This is a genomic window from Streptomyces corallincola, from assembly GCF_019104725.1.
GTDB classification, from domain to species: domain Bacteria; phylum Actinomycetota; class Actinomycetes; order Streptomycetales; family Streptomycetaceae; genus Streptomyces; species Streptomyces corallincola.
In genome coordinates this window covers 14,122-38,219 of record NZ_JAHRXF010000008.1, presented here as the reverse complement: position 1 = coordinate 38,219, position 24,098 = coordinate 14,122, and the positions used below count along the sequence as shown (strand labels likewise).

The following is a 24,098-nucleotide window of genomic DNA, read 5'->3' as shown; positions in this document are numbered from 1 at the left end:
TCCCGCCATGTCCACGACCTCCCGTACCGACCGCGCCATCGGCGCCGTACTCGGCTCCGCGGTGGGCGACGCGCTCGGGGCTCCCTTCGAGTTCGGCCCGGAGGGAGCGTTCTCGGCGCGGTTCCCGGTGCGTGGGCAGGGCGGTGAGATGTGCGGGGGCGGCGGCTGGGACCCCGGCGAGGCGACGGACGACACGCAACTGGCCGTCCTGACCGCCGAGTCGCTGCGGGAGCGCGGCGGCCTGGACCCGGCCGACGTGTTCGACCGGTTCCGGCGCTGGGCGGCGGCCGACCCCAAGGACATCGGCCTCCAGACGGAGGCGGTGCTGACCGGCGGCGCCCCCTGGGACACGGCGGCGGCCCTGCACTTCGCGTCGAACCAACGCGCGGCGGGGAACGGCGCGTTGATGCGGGCCGCCCCCTCGGCGGTGCACTTCGCCCGCCACGGCAGCACGGCCACGATGGACGCGGCCCGCCGTCTCTCCGCCCTCACCCACGGCGACCCGGCGGCCTGGGAGGGCACCGCCGTCCTGCACGAACTGGTCCGGGTCGCCCTCACCGGCGCCGACCCGCTGTCCGCCCTACCGGACATCCTCGCGGCACTCGTGCCGGAACACCGCCCCCGCTACGCCACTGTCCTCGCCCCCGACTGGCACCCCGACGAAGCGACGGAGTTCAACGGCGCCGTCTGGCCCTGCCTCGGCTCGGCGGTCTGGGCGCTGCGGACGACCTCCACCTACGAGAACGCGGTGCGCGCGGCGGTGGACCTCGGCGGTGACACGGACACCGTGGCAGCGGTCACCGGCACACTGGCGGGAGCGGTGTACGGCGCCGCGTCGATCCCGGCCCGCTGGACGGCCGCCCTTCACGTACCCCTGCCGGGCTTCGGCGACCGGGTGCTCCGGGCGCCCGAACTAGCATCTTTGGCTGAGCAGTTGGCCCAGTAAGCCACCGGTTCCCTCAGCCGACGCACACCACGCGGGCCCAGGACGACGGACCGGTCGGGACGTACTCCGGGTCATGGCCCGCCACGCCGTGCCGCGCCCCGCCGACTCCCCTGAACGCAACGCCCGTTGCCCCCCGCCCCCGTCAACTCACCGGCATCCAAACGGACTCACAGCGCCGCCAGCGCGCCCGCCGTGGCGCGGGCCAGGTTGGGCAGGTAGTCCTTCGGGAGCTGCGGGGCGCGGATGACGAGGGAACGCCAGTACAGGGGGCCGGAGATGAGGTCGAGGGCGAGGGCGGGGTCGGCGTCGGGGCGGATGTCGCCCCGGCGGACGGCGGCGGCGACGATGCCGCTGGCGACGCCGTCCTGACCGTCGCGGACGGCCTTCTGGAGGGCCTCGGCGATCTCGGGGTTGCGGGCCGCCTCCGCCTGGAGGTCGGGGATGATCTGCGAGGCGACCGGGTGGCGCAGGGCGCGCGAGGTGACCTCGTAGAGGAGCCGGAGGTCGCCCTCCAGGGAGCCGGTGTCGGGGGCCGGGAGGCCGAGGACGGCCATCGCGGAGACCACGTCGAGCACCAGGTGCAGCTTGGACCGCCAGCGCCGGTAGACGGCCGTCTTGCCGACGCCCGCGCGGCGCGCGATGCCCTCGATGGACATCCTGGCGTACCCGACGGTGGCCAGTTCCTCGAAGACGGCCGCGCGGATGGCCTCGGTCACGTCCTCGCGGAGCACGGCGGCCCCGGCGGGGGCCCGGCGGCGCGCGCGCTTCGGGGCCTCGTCGGCGTCGGTAGTCATACGGACCAGCATAGGGCGTGACGACGGAACGGTTGCGTTCCGGCGTGCGATGGATCTACTCTCCCGTTGCGACGATACGGTCCCGTCCCGACGTAAGAGAACGTGAAGCGAAGCGTAAGGAAACGCCGGGCGAACGGGCACGCGACGCCGTCGGCCCGGCGGCAGCCGGACACCACCCCGCACCCGACCCCTCCCCCGAGCGAAAGCAGCGGATGTGAGCCAGGTACTCCACACACCGCCCCCGATCCAGGCGCCCCCCGCCGACGAGGACCTCTCGGCCCTGGCCGCCCGGCACGGCCTGACCGTCAGCGGTGCCCGTCCCTCCCTCCCGGCGTACGTCCGCCAGCTCTGGGACCGGCGCCACTTCATCACCGCGTTCGCCACCGCCAAGCTCACCGCGCAGTACAGCCAGGCGAAGCTCGGCCAGGTCTGGCAGGTGATGACGCCACTGCTGAACGCGGCCGTCTACTACTTCATCTTCGGTGTCCTGCTCGGCACCAAGCAGCACGTCCCGGACTACATCCCGTTCCTGGTGACGGGCGTCTTCATCTGGACGTTCACGCAGAGCTCGATCATGGCGGGCACCCGCGCCATCGCCGGAAACCTGGGGCTGGTGCGCGCCCTGCACTTCCCGCGCGCCGCGCTGCCGATCTCCTTCGCGCTCCAGCAGCTCCAGCAGCTGATGTTCTCGATGGCCGCGCTCATCGTGATCCTGCTCTGCTTCGGCGTGCCCGTCTCCGCGTCCTGGCTGCTGGTGATCCCGGCGCTGCTGCTCCAGTCGGTGTTCAACACGGGCGTGTCCATGATCGTGGCCCGGATGGGCGCGAAGACCCCGGACATCGCCCAGCTGATGCCGTTCGTGCTGCGCACCTGGATGTACGTGTCCGGCGTGATGTGGAGCATCGACCGGATCACCAAGTCCGACGACCTGCCGCACATCGTGCTCGTACTGCTCCAGACCAACCCGGCCGCCGTCTACATCGACCTGATGCGGTACGCCCTGATCGACAGCTTCCACGCCAATCAGCTCCCGCCGCACGTGTGGCCGGTCGCGCTGGGCTGGGCCCTGGTCGCGGGCGTCGGCGGCTTCATCTACTTCTGGAAGGCTGAGGAGACCTACGGCCGTGGCTGAGCAGACCTCCGAGCACGCGATCGAGTTCATCACCGACGGACGTACGGCTGCCGAAGACCGCGCGTCCGGGGGCCACACCGCCGAGTGGACCCCGGGCAGTGCCGAGTCCCCCGAGGACGCGCGGGGCGAGCGCGTCCCCACCGTCGTCGCCGAGGACGTGGACATCGTCTACCGCGTCAACGGCACCGGCGCCGGGCGGGGCACCGCCACCGCCGCGCTCAACCGCATCATGCGCCGCAGGCAGGCCGAGAAGGCGGCGGGCGTCCGGCTGGTGCACGCGGTGAAGAAGGTGTCGTTCGTCGCCTACAAGGGCGAGGCGATCGGCCTCATCGGAACCAACGGCTCCGGCAAGTCCACCCTGCTCAAGGCGATCGCTGGCCTGCTCCCGGTGGAGCGCGGGCACATCTACACGCACGGCCAGCCCTCGCTGCTCGGCGTGAACGCGGCCCTGATGAACGACCTCACCGGCGAGCGCAACGTGTACCTGGGCGGCCTGGCGATGGGCATGTCCCGCGAGCAGGTACGGCAGCGGTACCAGGACATCGTGGACTTCTCCGGGATCAACGAGAAGGGCGACTTCATCACGCTGCCGATGCGGACGTACTCCTCCGGCATGGCCGCCCGCCTGCGGTTCTCCATCGCCGCCGCCAAGGACCACGACGTACTGCTGATCGACGAGGCCCTCGCCACCGGCGACCGCTCCTTCCAGAAGCGCTCCGAGGAACGCATCCGCGAGCTGCGGCAGAGCGCGGGCACCGTGTTCCTGGTCAGCCACAACAACAAGTCCATCCGGGACACCTGCGAGCGGGTGCTCTGGCTGGAGCGCGGCGAGCTGCGCATGGACGGGCCGACGGAGGACGTCATGCAGGCGTACGAGGCGTTCACGGGCGACAAGAAGAAGTAGCCCGCGAGGGGCTTGGAGGCTTGGAGTCCCGGCGGGTTCGGGGAGGGGGTGCCGATCGCGGCGCCCCCTCCGTGCGCATACCGCCGGGCCCGCTCCGTGCGTGTACCCGGCGGTCCCCTCCGCACGGGTACCGCCGAGCCCCTCACCACGTATGCCGTCGGCCCCTCACCGCGTGCGCCGCCGGCCCCCTCACCCGACCCGCGCCGTAATTATCCCTTTTATCTGCCTAATGACAGTATGTTAAGAAAGGTGCCCTCCGAGACGACATCCAGCCGAAGGAGACCCCGGCGATGCCCCAGCTCAGCGTGATCGTCCACGGACCGAACACCCAGGGGCGTCTGACCGAACTGCTGGACTCCCTGGCGGCGCATCCCCTCCCCGACACCGAGGTGATCGTCGCCGCCGTGGGCGACTGGGCCCGCGAGACCGCCGAGCGGCACGCCCCCGATACGGTCGTCCTCGCGCTGCCGGACGGCACCGGAGACCCCGAGGCGCGGACGGCGGGCGCCGCGCGGGCCACCGGCCGCTGGCTGCACTTCGTCCACGCCAAGGACGGCCTCCCGGCGGGCGCCCCCCGGCTGATCACCGAGCGCCTGGCCGAGCTGGACGACACCGTGGACGTCCTGCTCACCGACCACGTCACCACCACCTGGCGCACGGCGGCCGCCCCCTCCCGCGACGGCCGCCTGCTCGCCGCCGCCGGACGCGCCGCCCTCCCGCCCGACCCGGCCGCCGCCCTGCTCCGGCTCACCCCGCTGCTCGGCACCCGCGTGCTGCGCGCCGCGTTCTGGCACGCCCACGAGGACCTGCGCACCACCTCCGACGAGCCGTACGCCGCCCGCGCCGCTCTGCTGCGCGCCGACCGGGTCGCCTGCCTCAACCAAGTCGCCTACGAACAACGGGTGTTGCGCCCGGAAAGCCTCCCGGAGCGCACCCCGGAGGACCGGCTCGCCCTGGTCGGCCACTACGAGACGCTGCTCCCCCTCACCAGGGACCGGGGCAAGGCCCGTACCGTCCTGTACGACCTGATGGTCCGCGACCTGATCCGGGTCTTCGCCCGCGAAGACCTGCCCGAGGCGGTCGCCCGCGAGTTCTTCCGGCGCGCCTCGCTGGCCGCGCTGCGCTGGCGCCCCGAGGGGCACCAACGCCCGGCGGGCCTGGAGGGCGTACGGCACGCGCTGCTGGAGGAGGGCGCGTACACCCGCTACCGCGCGCTCCAGACCGTGAACCGGGCGCGCCGGGCGACCCGGAAGACCGTACGGTCGCGGAAGCGGCAGATGGGCACCCGGCTCCGCGACCACCAGTACCGGCGGGCACTGGACCAGCCGGTCGATCCCCAGCTGGCGGTGTTCGCGGCCTACTGGGACCGGGGCGTGTCCTGCAACCCGGCGGCGATCGCCGCCAAGCTCGGCGAACTCGCCCCGCACGTACGGCAGGTGTGGGTGGTGGCGAAGGAGAACGCGGCCCTGCTGCCGCCCGGCACCGACCATGTCGTACCCGGCACCCGGCGGTACTGGGAGACGCTGGCCGGTGCACGGTACCTCGTGAACAACGTCAACTTCCCCGGCGCGGTGGTGAAACGGCCGGACGCGGTCCACCTCCAGACCCATCACGGCACCCCGCTCAAGCGGATGGGCCTGGACCAGATGGACCACCCGGCCGCCGCCAAGGGCCTGGACTTCGCCGCGCTGCTCGCCCGCATCGACCGCTGGGACTACAGCGTCAGCGCCAACAGCCACTCCACCCGCATGTGGGAGCGCGCCTACCCGGCCCGCTACACCTCGCTGGACCACGGCTATCCGCGCAACGACGTGTTCTACACGGCCCGTTCGGCCGACGTGCGCGCCGCCCGCGACCGGCTCGGCATCGCCCCCGGCCGCACCGCCGTCCTCTACGCGCCGACCCACCGCGACTACGAGGCCGGGTTCACCCCCCGGCTCGACCTCGCCGCGCTGGCCGACCGGCTCGGCGAGAACACGGTCCTGCTGGTCCGCGCCCACTACTTCTACGGCGGCGCCGCCTCCCCGCTGACCGGGCTGCGCCGCTCGGGGCGCATCATCGACGTCTCCTCCTACGATCCCGTGGAGGAACTCTGCCTGGCCGCCGACGCGTTGGTGACCGACTACTCCTCGATCATGTTCGACTACGCCAACCTGGACCGCCCGATCGTCGTCTTCGCGGACGACTGGGAGACGTACCGCACCACGCGCGGTGTCTACTTCGACCTGATGGCCGAGTCACCCGGCCATGTCGCCCGCACCCAGGAGGAGTTGACCGAGATTCTCACCTCGGGAGCCTGGCGCGACGAGAGCGGCGCGAAGGCGCGGGCCGCCTTCCGCCGCCGGTTCTGCGAGTACGACGACGGGCGCGCCGCCGAGCGGGTCGTACGGCGGGTGTTCCTCGGGGAGCCCGAGTCCGCGCTGCCGCCGGTCCTGCCGCTGGACGCCCGTACCCCCGCCCCGACGCCCGAGGAGGCCACCGCATGACGACCCCCGACGTGACGGTCACGGTCATCGTCTACAACGACGCGGCCCGGCTGCCCCGTGCGGTCGCCTCCCTGCGGGCGCAGACCCACGCGAACATCGAGATCATCATCAGCGACGACCACTCCACGGACGAAACACCCTCCGTTGCACGGGAGTTGGTCACTCAGGACGATCGCATCCGCTATCTGCGGCTGCCCGAGAACAGCGGCGGGTGCAGCGCGCCGCGCAACCGCGCCGTCGAGATCGCCCGCGCGCCCTATCTGATGTTCCTCGACAGCGACGACGAACTCCCGCCGCGCGCGGTCGAGTCGCTGCTCGCCGCACACCGCGAACGGGACGTGGACTTCACGATGGGCGCGGTGCGGCGGGTCCGCGTGGACAACGGGCGCCGCTCCACCTGGATGCCGCACCTCGTCGCCGAGCGGCGCACGGTCGAGGGCATCGCGGACGACCCCCGGCTGTTCTTCGAGCACCTCTCCACCAGCAAGATGTACGCCCGCGCCTTCCTCGACCGGCACCGGCTGCGCTTCCCCGAGGGCATCCACTACGAGGACCAGCTGTTCTCCGCCCAGGCGTACTGCCTGGCCCGCGCGTTCACCGTGATCCCCGAGCCGGTGTACGTCTGGTACATCGAGCCCTACGCCGACGCCTCCGCCGCCTCCATCTCCAACCAGCGGCACAAGATCTCCAACGTCGAGGACCGGGTACGCGTGCAGCGGCTCATCGACGCGTTCCTGCTGGACAACGGGCACGGGGCGCTGCGCGAGGACAAGGACTACAAGTTCCTCAAGCACGATTTCCGGATGTACGCCGGGGATCTGCCCTACCGGGACGACGCCTGGCTGGAGTCCTTCGGCGCCGTCATGAACCCGTACCTCGACACACTGGCCGAGGGCGCGTACGCCCGGCTACCACGGCCCGAACGGGTCGTGCTGGAGCTGCTGCGGCAGGGACGGACGGCCGAAGTACGGCTCGCGGCACGGGGGTTGGGGCATCAGGTGGGGCCCCGGGAGGTGACGGCGGAGGGAGCTTCGGGGGTGGTGTACTGGGGGGACTCGGTACCGGACACGGAGCGGGCCCGCCGTGAACTGGACCTGTCCGACATGGAGTTGGAGACGCGGCCGTTCTCCGGGGCGTACTTCCGGCACGAGATCACCTCGGTGGAGACCGGGCCGGGTGCCTCGCTGCGGCTGGCCGTCCGCACCTACGATCCCGGTCTGCGGCTGCCCGTCGGGCCGCAGCGCGCGTCCCTGCTGCTGACGCCGGGCCGCCGCCGTCTGACGGTGCCGTTCCGGCTGAGTCCGGTGCGGCCGGGGGTCTTCGAGGGGCGGGTGACCCTGGACCCCGGCGCCGCCGCCATCCCCCTGCACGGCTTCAGCGGCACCCGGCACCCCGTCCTCCGCCTCACCCAGCAGGGCCTCGCCCACACCGGCATCCTGCTGGCCCCCCTCTCCCTCCCCACTTCCACCGCCCGCCTCCCCTACCGCTCCGGCACCGCCCCCCACACCCTCACCCTGGAACCCGAACCCCGAAACCCCGGCCGCCTGCAACTCCGCTGGACTCCGGTGGGCATCACGTCCCGCGTGCTCCGGCCCGCCCTGAGGACCTTGGCCCGGCCTCGGGTGCGGGCTGTGGCCCGGCTGGTGTCGAGCGCGCTGAAGTAGGGGTGCGCGGTGGGTGCGCCGATGTAGGGGTGCGCGGTGGGTGCGGGCAGATGGGCCGCCGAGGGCGGCGCGGGAGGGGGCGGGGCGCGGGGACATAGCTGCGCGGGGGCGCAGCGGCGTGGGACGCGGCGGCGTGGGGGCGTGGCGGCGTGGGGGCGTGGGGGCGTGGCCGACATAGCTGCGCGGCGGCGCGGGGGCGCGGGGGCCGTCCCTCCGGTGCGGGCGGGCGGCACCCCGCCCGGCCGGCAGCGGCGCCGGTCAGCCGCCTACCTCGTACAGCGCCTGCCCCCCCGGTCCCACGGCGACCCGGTGGAGGAACGGCTCGGCAGGACCGCCCAGGACGAAGCGCACCCCGTACCGCTTCAGCAGGGACAGGCGTTCACCGGCGGACGTGGTGGCGGAGAAGTAGCGCCGCACCGCCGCGTCACGCGCCCCCGCGTCCGGGAGGAAGACGTCGGGGTAGCCGGGGGCAACCGTGTAGCCGCCGTAGGCGGGCAGCTGGCGGGCGGGGAAGGTGCGGGCCATGACGACGTCGCCGTACTTCACCCAGGGGGTGACCCACTGGTACCCGCGCCAGGGCTCGCGGTACTTGGCGGCGACGGCACCGGGGAGCGCGGACCGGCCGGTGACGTAGCCGAGGGTGCCCGCCTGGGTCCACGCGCCCACCAGCAGGGCGGCGCCCAGGGCCCACGCCCATCCCAGCCGCGCGCCGCGCCGCCCTCGGGACACGGCCTCCAGCGCGGCGGCGAGCTGGGCCGGGATCAGGACGGCGGGCAGGGCGCGCCCCCAGGAGTAGTGCCCGGTGAGACCGCCCGCGGCGAACACCAGCACGCCGAGGACGAAGAACAGCGCCAGCGCGTCCCACCGGTCCCGCCGCCACCGCGCCACCAGCGCGACGACCCCGAGCAGGACCAGCCCGAACCGCCCGGCGAGCCCGGTGTACAGCGAGCGGTGGATCGCCTCCAGGTCGGCACCGGCGGAGAACAGCGCGAAGAAGTCGTAGTACGGCCAGACCCCCAGCAGGACCACGCCGAGCACCACCCCGCACCCCAGCCGCAGCAGCACCGCCCTCCCCGGCCGCGCGGAGAGGACCGTCGCCAGCGCGCCGAGGGAGGCGACCACACCCGTGAACTGGTGGCACAGCAGGATCACCCCCCACAGCAGTCCCAGTCCGAGCCACACCCGCCAGCGCCGCTCCCCGCCCCGCAGGGCATGGGTGAGCCAGGCCCAGAGGTGGAAGGACAGACCGAGCGAGAGGACGCTCGGGTAGGCGACGGTGAGCGCGAGGGAGTTGAGCCCGAGGAACCCGCTCCACTCGAACAGCACCGGCCCCCACAGGAACAGCAGGCAGAGCAGCGCGAGCGCGGGCGCCGCCCGGTGCGCGCTGAGCGTGCGGACGTACCGCCACACCCCGCCGACCAGCAGCGCCAGCCCGACGACCGCCCCCACGCGCAGCACCTGGAAGACGGACAGGCTCGTCACCCGGGCGACACAGCCGAGCAGCAGCATCCAGGGCGAGTAGTACGGACTCGGTGTGTCCGCATCGACCAGCGGATTTCCGGGATGCAGCAGGCTGTGCCGCAGCCGTTGCAGCGTCGCCGCGTGCATACCGAGGTCGCCCGCCCAGGGCAGTCGGACCACGACCAGCAGCATCAGCAGCAGGACCAGCGCGACGGCGGCCTGCGGCAGCACCCGGCCGAACGTGGCGGCGCGGTCCGGTGTGGACCGCGTCCCGCCGGACGACCGGGGCCTCGGGGGGTTCACTGTCACGGCCCGACCCTATCCGAAACCCCCCAAAGTGCCGGGAAAGCGACAAAGGGGCGCCCCGGACCGATGACTCCGGTCCGGGGCGCCCCCCGTCGTACGACGCCTCGCGCGCCGTACCGTCATCACTCCGCCGCTACGAGTGAGACCTCAGCAGCGTCCGCATGGTGCGCATCGCCACCGACAGGTTGGCGAGGTCGAACGCGTCCGAACCCCGGATCTCCTCCAGCGTCGTCCGCGCCCGGCCCAGGATCGCCGCGTTGTCCGCCTCCCACGCCTCGTACCGCTGCCCCGGCGTCGCCGGGCTGTCCCCGGCCGCGAGCACGTCGGCGGTGAGGGCGGCATGGGCCGCGTACAGGTCCTCACGGATGGAGGCACGGGCCATCGACTGCCAGCGGTCCGCGCGGGGCAGCTCGATGATGCGGTCCATGAGCTGGCTGATGCCGAGCCGGTCGGCGAGGTCGTAGTAGACCTCGGCCACGTCCAGCGGCTCCTTGCCCATGCGGTCGGCGACCGAGACGATGTCCAGCGCCGGGAAGGCGGAGGAGAACCCGGCCACCTTGGCGGCCAGTTCGTCCGGCACCCCGGCCTCGGACAGCTCGTCGTACACGTGCTGGTACCACTCCAGGTCCGCGCCGCGCACCAGCTTCGGCAGCTCCTGCCAGACCCGCTCGACCCGCTCGCCGAAGAACTCGACGGTCTCCGCGAGCTGGAGCGGCTGCGGCCGGTTGTTCAGCAGCCAGCGCGTGCCGCGCTCCACCAGGCGCCGCGAGTGCAGCCGGATACGGGTCTGCACCCCCGCGTCCACCGTGTTGTCCAGCTCCTCCACCGCGTCCCACACCGGCGCCGAGCGGAAGATGGCACGGGCCGCGGTCTGGGCGCGGACGATCTCCTCCAGGGAGGCCCCGGTCTCCTCGCGGAGCCGGTGCAGATACGTCGTACCGCCCGTGTTCACCGTGTCGTTGACCAGCACGGTCGTGGTGATCTCACGGCGCAGCGGGTGGCTGTCCACGGCCTCCGCGAACCGCTCGCGCAGCGCGGTCGGGAAGTACGCGTGCAGCAGCCCGCGCAGATACGGGTCGTCGGGCAGCGAGGTGTGCAGCAGCTCGTCCGCGACCGTGATCTTCGTGTAGGCGAGCAGGACGGCCGTCTCCGGGCCGGTGAGACCCTGGCCCTGGTTGAGCCGCTCGCGGATCTGCCGGTCGGCGGGCAGGAACTCCAGCGCCCGGTCGAGGTGGCCCTCGCGCACCAGGTGGCGGATGAACCGCTGCTGGGCGTGGAGCATGTCGTTCGACTGGAACAGGGCGTTGGCGATGGCGGTGTTCTGCGCGTAGTTGTTGCGCAGCACCAGGGCGCCGACCTCGTCGGTCATCTCGGCGAGCACCTTGTTGCGCTGCTTCACCGTCATGTCGCCGTCGGTGACCAGGCCGTTGAGCAGGATCTTGATGTTCACCTCGTGGTCGGAGGTGTCCACACCGGCGCTGTTGTCGATCGCGTCGGTGTTGATCCGGCCGCCCGCCAGGGCGAACTCGATCCGGCCGAGCTGGGTCAGGCCCAGGTTGCCGCCCTCGCCGACGACCTTGACCCGCAGGTCGGCGCCGTCCACCCGGATCGCGTCGTTGGCCTTGTCGCCGACATCGGCGTTGGACTCCGCCGACGACTTCACGTACGTGCCGATGCCGCCGTTCCACAGCAGGTCCACCGGGGCGTGCAGGATCGCCTTCATCAGGTCGGCCGGGGTCATCTTGGAGATCTTCTCCTCGATGCCCAGGGCCTGCCGGATGTGCGCGTTGAGCTGGATCGCCTTGGCGCTGCGCGGGAACACCCCGCCGCCCGCCGACAGCAGCTTCGTGTCGTAGTCGGCCCAGCTGGAGCGGGGCAGCTCGAACAGCCGGCGCCGCTCGGCGTACGAGGTCGCCGCGTCCGGGACCGGGTCGATGAAGATGTGCCGGTGGTCGAAGGCGGCGACCACCCGGATGTGCTCGCTGAGCAGCATGCCGTTGCCGAACACGTCACCGGACATGTCACCGATGCCGACGACCGTGAAGTCCTCGGACTGGGTGTCCACGCCCAGCTCGCGGAAGTGCCGCTTCACGGACTCCCAGGCGCCGCGCGCGGTGATGCCCATGCCCTTGTGGTCGTAGCCCGCTGAACCGCCGGAGGCGAACGCGTCCCCGAGCCAGAAGTCGTACGACTCCGCGACCCCGTTGGCGATGTCGGAGAACGTCGCCGTGCCCTTGTCGGCCGCGACCACCAGATAGGTGTCGTCCCCGTCGTGCCGGACCACGTCACGCGGCGGCACGACCTCACCGGCCACCATGTTGTCGGTGATGTCGAGCAGCGCCGAGATGAACGTCTTGTAGCTGGCGATGCCCTCCGCGAGCCACGCGTCCCGGTCCACCCCCGGATCGGGCAGCTGCTTGGCGACGAAGCCGCCCTTGGCGCCCACCGGCACGATGACGGTGTTCTTCACCATCTGCGCCTTGACCAGGCCGAGGATCTCGGTCCGGAAGTCCTCCCGCCGGTCCGACCAGCGCAGACCGCCGCGCGCGACCTTGCCGAACCGCAGGTGCACACCCTCCACACGCGGGGAGTACACCCAGATCTCGTACGCCGGGCGCGGTGCGGGCAGGTCGGGGATGGCCTGCGGGTCGAACTTCATCGCCACGTAGGAGTGCGGCGTGCCGTCCTCGGTGAGCTGGAAGAAGCTGGTGCGCAGGGTGGCCTTGATGACGGTGAGGAAGGAACGCAGGATGCGGTCCTCGTCCAGGCTGGCGACCTGGTCCAGCGCCGCGTCCAGCTCCTCCAGCAGCGCGTCGGTCAGCTCCAGTCCGGCCTTCTGCCGGTCCGGGGACATCCGCGCCTCGAACAGCGAGACCAGCAGCCGGGTGGTGTGGACGTTGTTGCGGAGGGTGTCCTCCATGTAGTCCTGGCTGAAGGTGGAACCGGCCTGGCGCAGGTACTTCGCGTAGGCGCGCAGCACCATCGCCTGCCGCCAGCCCAGTCCGGCGCTCAGCACCAGGGCGTTGAACCCGTCGTTCTCCGCCGCGCCGGTCCAGGTCGCGGCGAACGCCTCCTGGAACCGCTCCCGGCCGTCCTCGCCGAGCAGGTCGCCATTACCGGCGCCCAGCGCCTTCGGCATGCGCAGGCCGAAGTCGTAGATCCAGGCGGTGGTCCGGTCCGAGCAGCGCAGTTCGTACGGCCGCTCGTCCACGACCTCGACGCCGAGCCGGTTGAGGACCGGCAGCACGGCCGACAGGGAGACCGCGTCGCCCCTGCGGTAGATCTTGAAGCGGCGCTCACCGGGCGCGGCGCCCACCGGCTCGTACAGGCTGAGCGAGAAGTCGTCGCCCTGCTCGCCGCTCAGGCGCTCCAGGTGGACGAGGTCCGCGACGGCGGCACGCGGGGTGTGGTCCGCCTTGTACCCCTCGGGGAAGGCGTTGCCGCCCTGGTAGCGGCGGAGCATCTCGGCGGCGCGCTCCTCGCCGCACTCAGCGTTCAGCGCCTCCGCGAAACCGTCCGCCCAGGAGCGGGCGGCCTCGACCAGCCGGGCCTCGATGCGGTCCTTGTCGGCGTCCGACAGCTGGGGCAGCTCGGTGCCCTGCGGGACCCGGACCACGAAGTGCAGCCGGGACAGGATCGACTCGGTGTTCCAGGCGGTGAAATCGACGCTGATACCGCCCAGTTCCTCCTTGAGGATGTCGATGATCCGCAGCCGGACGCCGGTGGTGTAGCGGTCGCGCGGCAGGTAGACGAGGGCCGAGTAGTAGCGGCCGTACTCGTCCTGGCGGAGGTAGAGCCGCAGTCGGCGGCGCTCCTGGAGGTAGAGCACGCTGGTGGCGATGGACTGCAGTTCGGCGGGCGGGGTCTGGAACAGTTCGTCGCGCGGGTAGGTCTCCAGGATCTGGAGCAGGTCGCGGCCGTCGTGGCTGTTGGGCGAGAACCCGGCGCGCTGGAGCACCTCCGCGACCCTGCGGCGGATGACCGGCACCCGGCGCACCGACTCGGTGTAGGCGGCGGACGAGAACAGACCGAGGAAGCGGCGCTCACCGACGACGTTGCCGTCCGCGTCGAACTTCTTGACGCCGATGTAGTCCAGGTACGACGGCCGGTGCACGGTGGCCCGGCTGTTGGCCTTGGTCAGCACCAGCAGCTTGTGCTCGCGGGCCTTGGCGCGGGCGTCGGCGGACAGCCGCTCGAAGGAGGGGCTGACCGGGTGCTGGTCGTCCTCGGAGTGCTTGGGGTCGGAACGCAGGACACCGAGGCCGGTACCGGGGACGGCGGCGAGGCTGTCGTCGTCCAGGAGCTGGTACTCGCGGTAGCCGAGGAAGGTGAAGTGGTCGGCGGCGAGCCAGCGCAGCAGCTCGCGGGCCTCCTCCGCCTCGGCGGTGTCGAGGTCGGCGGGGGCGGGCTCGGCGGTCAGGCCGTCCGCGACCCGGATCGCCGTCTCGCGCATCTTCTCCCAGTCCTCGACGGCCTCACGGACGTCGGACAGGACCCGGAGCAGGTCACCGGCGATCTGCTTGAGGTCGGCGCGGTCGGTCTCGCGGTCGGTCTCGACGTGAATCCAGGACTCGACGTGCGCGTCGTGCGGGAGGTCACCGGAGGAGGCCGGGACGGGCAGCACCTCGATCAGCTTGCCGGTGAGGTCGCGGCGCACCACCATCTGCGGGTGGATCACGACGTGGATGCCGCGCCCCTGCCGGGTCAGCTCGTTGGTGACCGAGTCCACCAGGAAGGGCATGTCGTCGGTGACGACCTCCACCACGGTGTGGCTGCAGGTCCAGCCGTTCTCCTCGACCGTCGGCGTGTGCACCCGGACGTTGGCGGTGCCCTGCGGCCGGGTCTCGGCGAGCCGGTAGTGCGATACGGCGGAACCGAAGGCATCGACCGGGTCGCGGCCGGAGAGGTCCTCGGGTGCGGTGTGCAGGTAGTAGCGCTGGAGGAACGCGAGCGTGGACGCGGGGTCGGCGGTGCCCGCCGAGCCGTCGCCCGTCGCCCCGGTCGGTAGGTGCCCCCCGACCGGGCTGTTCTCAGCTACGCGGGCCGCCCGTTCGAGCAGCTCGGCCTTGGCTTCGTCCAGCTTGGTCTGCATTGTCCTCTGGCTCCTGTCGCGCGCCGTTGCGTGACGTAGAAGGAAACACGGTGTCTCCCCTTCCGGCTCGACGCCGCGGTCCGGGGTTTCCGGTCCGTTCCGACGCTATGCCGAGAGGTGAGATGAACGCGGGGATTTCCGCCATGTCCGACAGGCCCGTCCGGTGTGACGTCGCTCTCGCGGCGTTCGTCTCCGGGGCTGTCGTCGGCGCCTCGGGGGCTTCCGCGCCCCCGTCCCGCCCGAGCGGATCAGCGACCGCCACCCGGCCACGGAGACTGTCCGTGCAATCCGGGCGCGGGGCAGGGACAGGATGGTCCCCGCGAACTATCGCGCTGATCACGCCCACAAGGCTATCTCCCTTCTCGGGTGGCCCGTCATGAGCCTTATGCGTACAAAACCCGGTGCCGAAGTTTGACGTTCTGCACAGGGACTCGGGGGGTGGGTGTGGCGTAGAGGGGTGGTGGCCGGTGAGTGGCGGCGGCCGTGGGACCGAGGTGCTCACGGAGCGGTGGCGGTCGTGGAGTGGTGGCGCTGACGGAGCGGTGGCGGTCAGGGAGTCGTGGTGGTTCCGGCGGTCGTCCTGCCGTGTCGGTGGGATCGCGGGTCGCGCCGGGCGGCGGGGAGTCGCACGCTGGGAGCGGACGCCCCCTCGTCCGGGCTCGTCTACGAGTGTGCCGGGCCGGGACCGCGCCCACCTCCCCCGCGCGGGGGAGGCACCTCCCCCGAAGGAGGGGACATGCCCCCGAAGATCCTCGTCGTCACCGGCGACGCGGCGGAGTCCCTCGAAGTCCTCTACCCGTACCAGCGGTTGCGGGAGGAGGGGTACGAGGTGGACATCGCGGCCCCGGCCCGCAAGACGCTCCGCTTCGTCGTCCACGACTTCGAACCCGGCTTCGACACCTACACCGAGAAGCCCGGCTACACCTGGCCCGCCGACCTGGCCTTCTCCGAGGTCGATCCCGGCGCCTACGCGGCCCTGGTGATCCCCGGCGGCCGGGCGCCCGAGTACCTGCGCAACGACCCCGAACTCCGCAAGATCCTCAAGGCGTTCTTCGACGCGGACAGACCCGTCGCCCAGATCTGCCACGGCCCGCTGCTCACGGCCGCGGTCGAGGGCCTGAGCGGGCGCCGGGTCACCGCCTATCCGGCGCTGGAGATGGACATGCAGACGGCGGGCGCCCACTTCGAGGACGCCGAGGCGGTGGTGGACGGCACGCTGGTCTCGTCCCGCGCCTGGCCCGACCACCCGGCGTGGATGCGGGAGTTCCTGAAGGTGCTGCGGGTGGCGGCCCCGGTGGACTGAGCCCCACCGGTACCGGGCGGAGGACGGCCCGTGGCCGGACCGGCCCCGCTCAGGCGGCCAGCCGCCGCGCCTCGTCCACGGCCTCGGCCAGCGTGTCCACGACCGGCACCCCCTCGACCCCCTCCAGGCTGGCCCGGCTGTGCGAGCCGCCGGTGTAGAGCACCGCGTGGGCACCGGCGTGCCGGGCGGCGACCGCGTCGTCCGCCGCGTCCCCGATCACCACGGTCCGAGCCGCTTCCACGCTCCCGGCCAGCGCCGCCAGGTGCCGCACCATGTGCGCGGCCTTGCTCCCGCCGGACGGCCCCGTACGCCCCTCGACCCGCAGGAAGTGCGCCTCGATACCGAGGTCCCGCACCAGGGGCACCAGCTCGTCGTGGCCGTACATGCTCAGCAGGGACTGGCTGTGCCCGGCCGAACGCCAGCCCGCCAGCAGGTCGGTGACGCCCTCGGTCAGCGCGCAGCGCACCCGGCGCTCGGTGTAGTGCCGGTGGAACACCCCGTCCATCAGCTCCCACTCGGCGTCGGTGGGCAGTCGGCCGAGCAGCCGCTCGTAGAACTTCGGCACCGGGACGCAGTACAGCGCCCGGTACCGCTCCAGCGTGATCGGCGCGAGCCCGATCTCCGCGAACGCCGCGTTGGTGGCGCCGATGATCGCGTCATTGTCGTGGAACAGGGTGCCGTTCCAGTCCCAGACTATGTGCGCGCCGACTTCAGTACCCATGCCGAAGACCGTACCCGCAGCCACCGACAACAGGGTCCGGCGGGGACTCAGACCCCGCCGAGCAGGGCCGGGATCTCCTGGGTGGCGAACCAGAGCAGTTCGTGGTCGTCCGTCTCGTCCACCAGGAACCGCGCGTCGTCGTCACCGTCGTCCGCCGCCTGGAGCGCCTCCGTGGCGGCCGTGACGTCCGCCTCCGCGTCGTCGGCGTCCACGTGCACCGCGGCGGCCTTCGCCAGCACCACCGGGCCGGAGACGGCCACTTCGGCGAGCGCGGACGGGTCGAGCGCACGGTCCGGGTCGGCCTTGACCGCGCCGTCGGCCACGTCCACGGCGACCACGACCCGGCGCGGGGCGGCGCCGGTGTCGGCGGCGAGCAGGCGCAGGGAGGCGAGCGCGGCGCGGCCGAGCGCGGCGTACTCCAGCTCCTCCAGGTCGTCGGAGACGTACCACTCACGCAGGCCGGGCGTCACCGCGTACGCCGTGAAGGAACCGGCCCCCAGCTCGCCCGTCCGGTGCGCCTCGGCGAGACGGGGGAGGGTCAGGGGGACGTAGACGCGCATGGCGGCCGCACTTTCCTGGTCAACGACGGGCCTTCAGGATACGTGCGCCCGTCCCCTTTCGAGTCCCCACCCGCACCCCTCCGGGCGTCAACCCGGCACCCGTTCGTTCACCCGGTACCCCCGCTCAACCGGGGGGTTTTCGGGGTCCCTCGTCATCCTGATAAGTGAATCTTCGGGGCCCCCGCGCCCCGGCCCCGCGTTCCTTGCGGCCGACTCCGGCACCCCGTACAAGATCTCCTAGCGAGTTACCGCCCGGTATGTCCGCCGAGGAATCTCACGAGCACAGGAACGGGGACCCCCATGAACAAGGTCATGAGCCGCACCGAGGACCGTCCGGCGCGGCCCCGGCACCGTCCGCCGACCCGCCGCGACTCCCGCCGCCCGGCGGGCGCCCCGCCCCGCAACCCGGTACGCGGCACGGCGGAGGTGAACGCGGCCCGCGTCGTCGCCGAGCCCCGGCCCACCGACCTCTTCGCGGAACGCCTGCTGGCCGTCCTCAGCGGGCGCCGCCCCGTGCACTGGATGCTCCGCTACACAGCGGGCTCCGCCTACGACGAGCTGTCCCGCCTCGCCGCCCGGCGCCCCCTGCCCGCCCCCGCCGTCCAGGACATCGGCTACTACGTCCCCCGCGACGGCGCCCTGGAGGTCTTCGCCCGCGTCACCACCGGCGCCCACCTCCGCGCCCTCGCCTTCCGCCTCGAACTCGGCCCCGCCAACCGCTGGCGCTGCACAGCCCTCTCCCTCCCCCTCCCGGGCAACGCGGCGGACCACGACGCCTGAGCACGCGTGGCTACGGGCAGGCCCACCCCGAGAACACCACGGGGCCGAAGCCCGGAAAACACCGGTGGGCCGAAGCTCGAAAGCCCCGGCCCACCGGCCAAACCGCTCAGCAGGAGCGCGGCGAGTTACTTCTTGCGCCGCCGCCCGGCACCCTTCGCCTGCTTGCGCCGCTCGGCACGGGTCAGCCCGTCCGACTCGGACCGCACCGGCTCCTCGTCCTCAAGATCCCGCTCCAGAATCCCGCCCTCACCGTCCACCGTGGGAGCGGAGAAGTGCAGATCCCGCCGCTGCGGAACATCCAGCCCCTTGGCCCGGATCTCCGGCCGGGAACCCGCCCCCGCCTGCGCGGGCACGGTGTCCTGGACCCCGTCCACGGTCGGCAGCTCGACGTCCTCGACCGGGACCTCCTCGACCTGCTGCTCGACCTGGACCTCCAGGTTGAACAGATAGCCGACGGACTCCTCCTTGATGCCCTCCATCATGGCGGTGAACATGTCGAAGCCCTCGCGCTGGTACTCGACCAGCGGGTCCTTCTGGGCCATCGCGCGCAGCCCGATGCCCTCCTGGAGGTAGTCCATCTCGTAGAGGTGCTCACGCCACTTGCGGTCCAGGACGGACAGCACGACGCGCCGCTCCAGCTCACGCATGATCTCGGAACCGAGCTGCGTCTCCCGCGCCTGGTACTGGTCCATGACGTCGTCCTTGATGGACTCGGAGATGAACTCGGCGGTCAGACCGGCCCGGTCGCCCGCGGCCTCCTCCAGCTCCTCCACGGTGACCTTCACCGGGTAGAGCTGCCGGAAGGCACCCCACAGCCGCTCCAGGTCCCAGTCCTCGGGGAAGCCCTCGGCGGTCTCGGCGGCGACGTAGGCGTCGATGGTGTCGCTCATGAAGTGCTGCACCTGCTCGTGCAGGTCCTCGCCCTCCAGGACGCGGCGGCGCTCGCCGTAGATGACCTCGCGCTGCCGGTTGAGCACCTCGTCGTACTTCAGGACGTTCTTGCGCGTCTCGAAGTTCTGCTGCTCGACCTGCGACTGGGCGGAGGCGATGGCGCGGGTGACCATCTTGTTCTCGATCGGCACGTCGTCCGGGACGTTCGCCATCGACATCACGCGCTCGACCATCTGCGCCTTGAACAGCCGCATGAGGTCGTCGCCGAGCGACAGGTAGAAACGGGACTCGCCGGGGTCGCCCTGACGGCCGGAACGACCGCGCAGCTGGTTGTCGATACGACGGGACTCGTGCCGCTCGGTACCGAGGACGTAGAGGCCGCCGATGCTCTCGACCTCCTCCTTCTCGGTCTTGACGGCACCCTCGGCGCGCTCCATCGCGGCGGGCAGGGCCGCGGCCCACTCCTCGATGTGCTCCTCGGGGTCGAGGCCGCGCTGGCGCAGCTCCGCCTCCGCGAGGTCCTCGGGGTTGCCGCCGAGCTTGATGTCCGTACCGCGGCCGGCCATGTTGGTGGCGACGGTGACGGCGCCCTTGCGACCGGCCTGCGCGACGATCGACGCCTCGCGCTCGTGGTGCTTGGCGTTCAGCACCTCGTGCTGGATGCCGCGCTTGCTGAGCTGCTGCGAGAGGTACTCCGACTTCTCGACGGAGGTCGTGCCGACCAGGATCGGCTGGCCCTTCTCGTGCTTCTCCGCGATGTCGTCCACGACCGCCTCGAACTTGGCGACCTCGGTGCGGTAGATCAGGTCCGACTGGTCCTTGCGCACCATCGGCTTGTTCGTGGGGATCGGCACCACGCCGAGCTTGTAGATCTGGTGGAACTCGGCGGCCTCGGTCATGGCCGTACCGGTCATGCCGGAGAGCTTGTTGTAGAGGCGGAAGAAGTTCTGCAGGGTGATCGTGGCGAGCGTCTGGTTCTCGTCCTTGATGTCCACCCCTTCCTTCGCCTCGATCGCCTGGTGCATGCCCTCGTTGTAGCGGCGACCGGCGAGGATACGGCCGGTGTGCTCATCGACGATCATGACCTCGCCGTCGATGACGACGTAGTCCTTGTCCTTCTTGAACAGTTCCTTCGCCTTGATGGCGTTGTTCAGATAACCCACGAGCGGGGTGTTCACCGACTCGTAGAGGTTGTCGATGCCCAGCCAGTCCTCGACCTTGCCGACGCCGTTCTCGTGGATGGCGACCGTGCGCTTCTTCTCATCGACGTCGTAGTCGCCGGTCTCCTCAAGGCCCTTCAGCGGGTTGCCGGCCTCGCCGCGCTTGAGACGCAGCACCAGCTTCGCGAAGTCGCCGTACCACTTGGTGGCCTGGTCGGCGGGGCCGGAGATGATCAGCGGCGTACGGGCCTCGTCCACGAGGATCGAGTCCACCTCGTCCACGATGGCGAAGTTGTGGCCGCGCTGCACCAGTTCGTCCTGCGACCACGCCATGTTGTCGCGCAGGTAGTCGAAGCCGAACTCGTTGTTCGTGCCGTAGGTGATGTCGCACGCGTACTGCTCGCGGCGCTGCGCGGGCGTCATGTTGGCCAGGATGCAGCCGACGGACAGCCCCAGGAACTTGTGGACGCGGCCCATCATCTCGGAGTCGCGCTCGGCCAGGTAGTCGTTGACCGTGATCAGGTGGACGCCCTCGCCGGACAGGGCGTTGAGGTACGCGGGCAGCGTGCCGACGAGGGTCTTGCCCTCACCGGTCTTCATCTCGGAGACATAGCCGAGGTGGAGGGCCGCGCCGCCCATCATCTGCACGTCGTAGTGGCGCTGGCCGAGGACGCGCTTGGCGGCCTCGCGGACGGTGGCGAACGCCTCGGGAAGCAGATCGTCCAGGCTCTCGCCGTCGGCGTATCGCTGCTTGTACTCGTCGGTGAGGGCGCGGAGCTCGGCGTCGGAGAGGTGGACGAAGTCCTCTTCGATGGAGTTGACCTGGCCCGCGATGCGGTGCAGCTTGCGCAGGATCTTGCCTTCGCCTGCACGCATGATCTTCGAGAGGACGGACACGGGGGCTGGTCTCCTTGCCGGTCGGGCCTGGGACGGTCGGTTTCCTTATACGGACTGAGCAACGGCCATCGTATGCGAGGACCCGGCCGCGCCGGGAGGGCCTGGCTGCCCGACGGTCGCTTCACAGGTTCCAACGGACGGGACGGGCCGTTGGTGCCGCTCCGGGCCGATGAATTGCGCGAATTGTGACCGCCCGCTCACCCTCCGGACAACCGCTGGCGCACACCCGCGCCCGGCACCCAGAATCGGCCGATGGAACCCGTCGCCCTCACCACCGAGCGCCTTCTGCTGCGCGCCGTCACCCCGGCCGACACCGACGCCGTGTACGACGCGGCGCGGGACCCCGTCGTCCAGCGCTGGATCGGCGACATCCCCTCGCCCTATCTGCGCGAGCACGCCGAGGCGTTCACGGGACGGATCGTCCCGGACGGCTGGGCCGACGACAGCGCGTACACCTTCGGTGTCTTCCTGTCCGGCGGGGAACTGGCGGGCGCGCTGGCGGTGAACCGGCGCGGATGGGGCGTCCGCGAGGTCGGATTCTGGGCCGCCAGGGAGCACCGGGGCAGGGGCTACGTCACCGAGGCGACCCTCGCCGCCGCCCGCTGGGCCTTCACCGAACTGGCCGTGGACCGCCTGGAATGGCGCGCGGAAGTCGGCAACACGGCCTCCCGCGCGGTCGCCGAGCGCGCCGGATTCACCATCGAGGGCGTCCAGCGCGCCGCCACGGTGAACCGGGGTGTGCGCCGGGACTGCTGGCTGGGCTCCCTGCTCCCCTCCGACCTCGGCCTGCCCTCCACCGAGCCGTACGTCCCGGCACCCGCGTAACCCCGCCCACCACCCCATAGCACACGAACCCGCAGGTCAGCGCCGATTGTCAGTGGCACCCTCTATCGTCCTCGGCATGACGACCCTCCTGCGTCCCGCAGCCGCCCTCTCCGCGGACGATGCCCGGCGCATCGCCCTGCGGGCGCAGGGTCTCCTCGGCGCCCCCGACCGGCGCTCCGGCGTCCGGGGCGTGCTGCGCCACCTCGGCGCGGTCCAGCTGGACACGATCTCGGTGCTGGCCCGCTCGCACGAACTGGTGCCGTACGCCCGGCTCGGCGCGGTCGGCCGGGGCTCCGTGGAGTCGGCGTACTGGAAGCCGGACGGACCGGACGGCAGACCGCGCGCCTTCGAGTACTGGTCGCACGCGGCCTGCCTGCTGCCCGTCGAGGAGTGGCCGCACTTCGCCTTCCGCCGCCGCGCCTACCGCGCCCGCCCGCACTGGAACCACCAGCTCCCGGACGGGGTGTACGACCAGGTGGTCAAGCAGCTCCGCACCGAGGGCCCCCTCACCGCCACCGAGTTGGGCGGCGCCAAGAAGACCAGTGACTGGTGGGACTGGTCCGGCACCAAGGTCGCCGTCGAACGCGCGCTGATGTACGGCGAAGTGGTGTGCGTCGAACGCCGGGGCTGGAAGCGGGTGTACGACCTGGCCGAGCGCGCGATCCCGGACGACCTGCTCCACGACGACCTGGACGACACCGAGTGCGTACGGCGCCTGGTGCGGCTGGCCGGTGAGGCGCTGGGCGTGGGCACCCGCGCGGACATCGCGGACTACCACCGGCTCAGGGGCGAGCAGGTGGACGCGGTGATCGCGGACTCCGGTCTGGTCCCGGTGGAGGTGGCCGGGTGGGGCAGACCCGCCTGGGCGGACCCGGCGGCCCTCACCGCCCCGCCGCGCGGCCGGCACCGTACGACACTGCTGTCCCCGTTCGACTCGCTGGTATGGGAACGCGCCCGCACGGAACGGATCTTCGGCTTCACCCACCGGCTGGAGGCGTACGTCCCGAAGCCCAAGCGGGTGCACGGCTACTTCGTGATGCCGGTGCTGTCCGGGGGCCGTCTCGTCGGCCGGGTCGATCCTGCCCGCGAGGGCCGCACCCTGGTGGCCCGGCAGGTCGGTGTCGAGAACGCGAAGGCGGTCCCGGCGGTGGCGCGGGCGCTGACGGAGGCGGCGACCTGGGTGGACTGCTCGGACGTGAGGGTGGAACGCGTGGACTCCCCCGAGCTGCGCGAACCGCTGATCCGCGAACTGGCCGCGCTGCTGGACTGATCCGCGAACTGGCGGCGCTGGTGGGCTGATCGGTGCTCGGACCGCTGGTCCCCGACTTCGGGGGCTCAGCGGATTTCGAGGATCTTCTCCCGCATCGCGTACACCACGGCCTCCATCCTGGAGTGCAGTTGCAGCTTCTCCAGGATGTTGCGGACGTGGTTCTTCACGGTGTTCTCGGAGATGAACAGTTCCTTGGCGATGTCCCGGTTGTTCATTCCGGTGGCGACGAGTTTGAGGACTTCCAGTTCGCGCTCGGTCAGCCGGGGCGCGGGGACCAGTCGGCGTTCGTCGGTGCGCTGGATCATCGACTTGAATTCGGTGAGCAGCTTCGACGCCATCGAGGGGCTGATCTGCGACTGTCCGTCGGCCACCGCGCGGATCGCGGTCGCCACCTCGTCGGTGGAGATCTCCTTCAGCAGATATCCGGTCGCGCCCGCCTTGATCGCGTCGTAGAGGTCGGCCTCCTCGTCGCTTATCGTCAGCATGATGATCTTCGCGCTGGGGGCGACCTCCTTGATGGAGGTGCACGCCTCGATCCCGCCGCGCCGGGGCATGCGCACGTCCATCAGCACGATGTCGGGCAGCAGGTCGGCGGCCTTGTCCACGGCCTCGGCGCCGTCGCCCGCCTCACCGACGACCTCGATGTCCTCCTCGGCAAGCAGCACGATCTCCAGACCGCGGCGGAAGAGGGCATGGTCGTCCACGACCAGGACCCGGATGGGTTCCGCGCGCGCGGAGTCCGCGTCGCGGTCGGCCGCGGTGCCGTCACCGGCCCCGGCGCCCCGCAGTGGTCCGAAGGTGTCCGCCATCGTTCCTCCCCCTGAAGGCTGTGGCCTGGTCCGTGCCATCGCCAACCCAAGGCAACGGCCCACCTGTTGGGCCGCTGCGGTCATGATTCCATGCTCG

General features: G+C 71.5%; 16 protein-coding genes. 9 read left to right on the top strand and 7 right to left on the bottom strand.

Translation table 11 applies throughout. The features are described 5' to 3' along the window. Positions 1–7 precede the first annotated feature (7 nt). Entirely contained in the window at positions 8–946 is a 939-nt protein-coding gene (locus tag KUM39_RS08105; RefSeq protein ID WP_217784752.1) for an ADP-ribosylglycohydrolase family protein, read from the top strand. Positions 947–1,113: 167 nt separating this feature from the next. Here KUM39_RS08105 and KUM39_RS08100 read toward each other — a convergent pair whose 3' ends face one another. Continuing rightward, positions 1,114–1,752: a TetR/AcrR family transcriptional regulator gene (locus KUM39_RS08100; RefSeq protein ID WP_217784751.1), complete on the bottom strand. Its 639-nt coding sequence runs from the start codon at positions 1,750–1,752 to the stop codon at positions 1,114–1,116. A 202-nt stretch (positions 1,753–1,954) separates the two neighbouring features. Here KUM39_RS08100 and KUM39_RS08095 point away from each other — a divergent pair, with 202 nt between their 5' ends. The 4 genes from KUM39_RS08095 (at position 1,955) to KUM39_RS08080 (ending at position 7,926) form a co-directional block, all read left to right on the top strand. Then, positions 1,955–2,872: an ABC transporter permease gene (locus KUM39_RS08095; protein WP_217784750.1), complete on the top strand. Its 918-nt coding sequence runs from the start codon at positions 1,955–1,957 to the stop codon at positions 2,870–2,872. A gap of 157 nt (positions 2,873–3,029) precedes the next feature. Then, positions 3,030–3,776, top strand: coding sequence for an ABC transporter ATP-binding protein (locus KUM39_RS08090; protein WP_217784852.1), 747 nt, complete (start codon positions 3,030–3,032; stop codon positions 3,774–3,776). Positions 3,777–4,066: 290 nt separating this feature from the next. Further along, the gene (locus KUM39_RS08085) at positions 4,067–6,262 is read left to right on the top strand and encodes a CDP-glycerol glycerophosphotransferase family protein (RefSeq protein WP_217784749.1); all 2,196 of its coding nucleotides are present in this window, start codon (positions 4,067–4,069) and stop codon (positions 6,260–6,262) included. Next, complete coding sequence (locus KUM39_RS08080) at positions 6,259–7,926, top strand: glycosyltransferase family 2 protein (RefSeq protein WP_217784748.1); 1,668 nt, start codon at positions 6,259–6,261, stop codon at positions 7,924–7,926. The genes KUM39_RS08085 and KUM39_RS08080 overlap by 4 nt, the downstream gene beginning before the upstream one ends. Positions 7,927–8,184: 258 nt before the next feature. Here KUM39_RS08080 and KUM39_RS08075 read toward each other — a convergent pair whose 3' ends face one another. Both KUM39_RS08075 and KUM39_RS08070 read right to left on the bottom strand, forming a co-directional pair. Further along, positions 8,185–9,579, bottom strand: coding sequence for a putative glycosyltransferase family protein (locus KUM39_RS08075; protein WP_246619810.1), 1,395 nt, complete (start codon positions 9,577–9,579; stop codon positions 8,185–8,187). Between the two features lie 247 nt (positions 9,580–9,826). Next, positions 9,827–14,785 carry an NAD-glutamate dehydrogenase gene (locus KUM39_RS08070; RefSeq protein WP_217784747.1) on the bottom strand — a complete coding sequence of 1,653 codons (4,959 nt, stop codon included), beginning with the start codon at positions 14,783–14,785 and terminating at the stop codon, positions 9,827–9,829. A gap of 736 nt (positions 14,786–15,521) precedes the next feature. On the opposite strand from KUM39_RS08070, the gene KUM39_RS08065 reads away from it, so the two are divergent. Further along, positions 15,522–16,088 (top strand): DJ-1/PfpI family protein, encoded by a 567-nt coding sequence (locus tag KUM39_RS08065; protein WP_217784746.1) that lies wholly within the window; start codon positions 15,522–15,524, stop codon positions 16,086–16,088. Between the two features lie 49 nt (positions 16,089–16,137). On the opposite strand, the gene KUM39_RS08060 is transcribed toward KUM39_RS08065, so the two are convergent. Together KUM39_RS08060 and KUM39_RS08055 are read right to left on the bottom strand one after the other, a co-directional pair. Beyond that, positions 16,138–16,809, bottom strand: coding sequence for an HAD family hydrolase (locus KUM39_RS08060; protein ID WP_217784745.1), 672 nt, complete (start codon positions 16,807–16,809; stop codon positions 16,138–16,140). 47 nt (positions 16,810–16,856) lie between these two features. Beyond that, positions 16,857–17,369 carry a DUF6912 family protein gene (locus KUM39_RS08055; protein ID WP_217784744.1) on the bottom strand — a complete coding sequence of 171 codons (513 nt, stop codon included), beginning with the start codon at positions 17,367–17,369 and terminating at the stop codon, positions 16,857–16,859. Positions 17,370–17,669: 300 nt separating this feature from the next. Here KUM39_RS08055 and KUM39_RS08050 point away from each other — a divergent pair, with 300 nt between their 5' ends. Next, positions 17,670–18,149 (top strand): Rv3235 family protein, encoded by a 480-nt coding sequence (locus KUM39_RS08050; protein ID WP_217784743.1) that lies wholly within the window; start codon positions 17,670–17,672, stop codon positions 18,147–18,149. 125 nt (positions 18,150–18,274) lie between these two features. Here the strand turns inward: KUM39_RS08050 and secA are convergent, their stop codons facing one another. After that, on the bottom strand, positions 18,275–21,097 hold the full coding sequence (secA, locus tag KUM39_RS08045) for a preprotein translocase subunit SecA (protein WP_217784742.1): 2,823 nt from the start codon (positions 21,095–21,097) through the stop codon (positions 18,275–18,277). Positions 21,098–21,349: 252 nt separating this feature from the next. On the opposite strand from secA, the gene KUM39_RS08040 reads away from it, so the two are divergent. Together KUM39_RS08040 and KUM39_RS08035 are read left to right on the top strand one after the other, a co-directional pair. Then, entirely contained in the window at positions 21,350–21,922 is a 573-nt protein-coding gene (locus tag KUM39_RS08040) for a GNAT family N-acetyltransferase (RefSeq protein WP_217784741.1), read from the top strand. A gap of 76 nt (positions 21,923–21,998) precedes the next feature. After that, entirely contained in the window at positions 21,999–23,192 is a 1,194-nt protein-coding gene (locus KUM39_RS08035; protein WP_217784740.1) for a winged helix-turn-helix domain-containing protein, read from the top strand. Between the two features lie 65 nt (positions 23,193–23,257). On the opposite strand, the gene KUM39_RS08030 is transcribed toward KUM39_RS08035, so the two are convergent. Further along, positions 23,258–24,001 (bottom strand): response regulator, encoded by a 744-nt coding sequence (locus KUM39_RS08030; RefSeq protein ID WP_217784739.1) that lies wholly within the window; start codon positions 23,999–24,001, stop codon positions 23,258–23,260. Positions 24,002–24,098 lie beyond the last annotated feature (97 nt).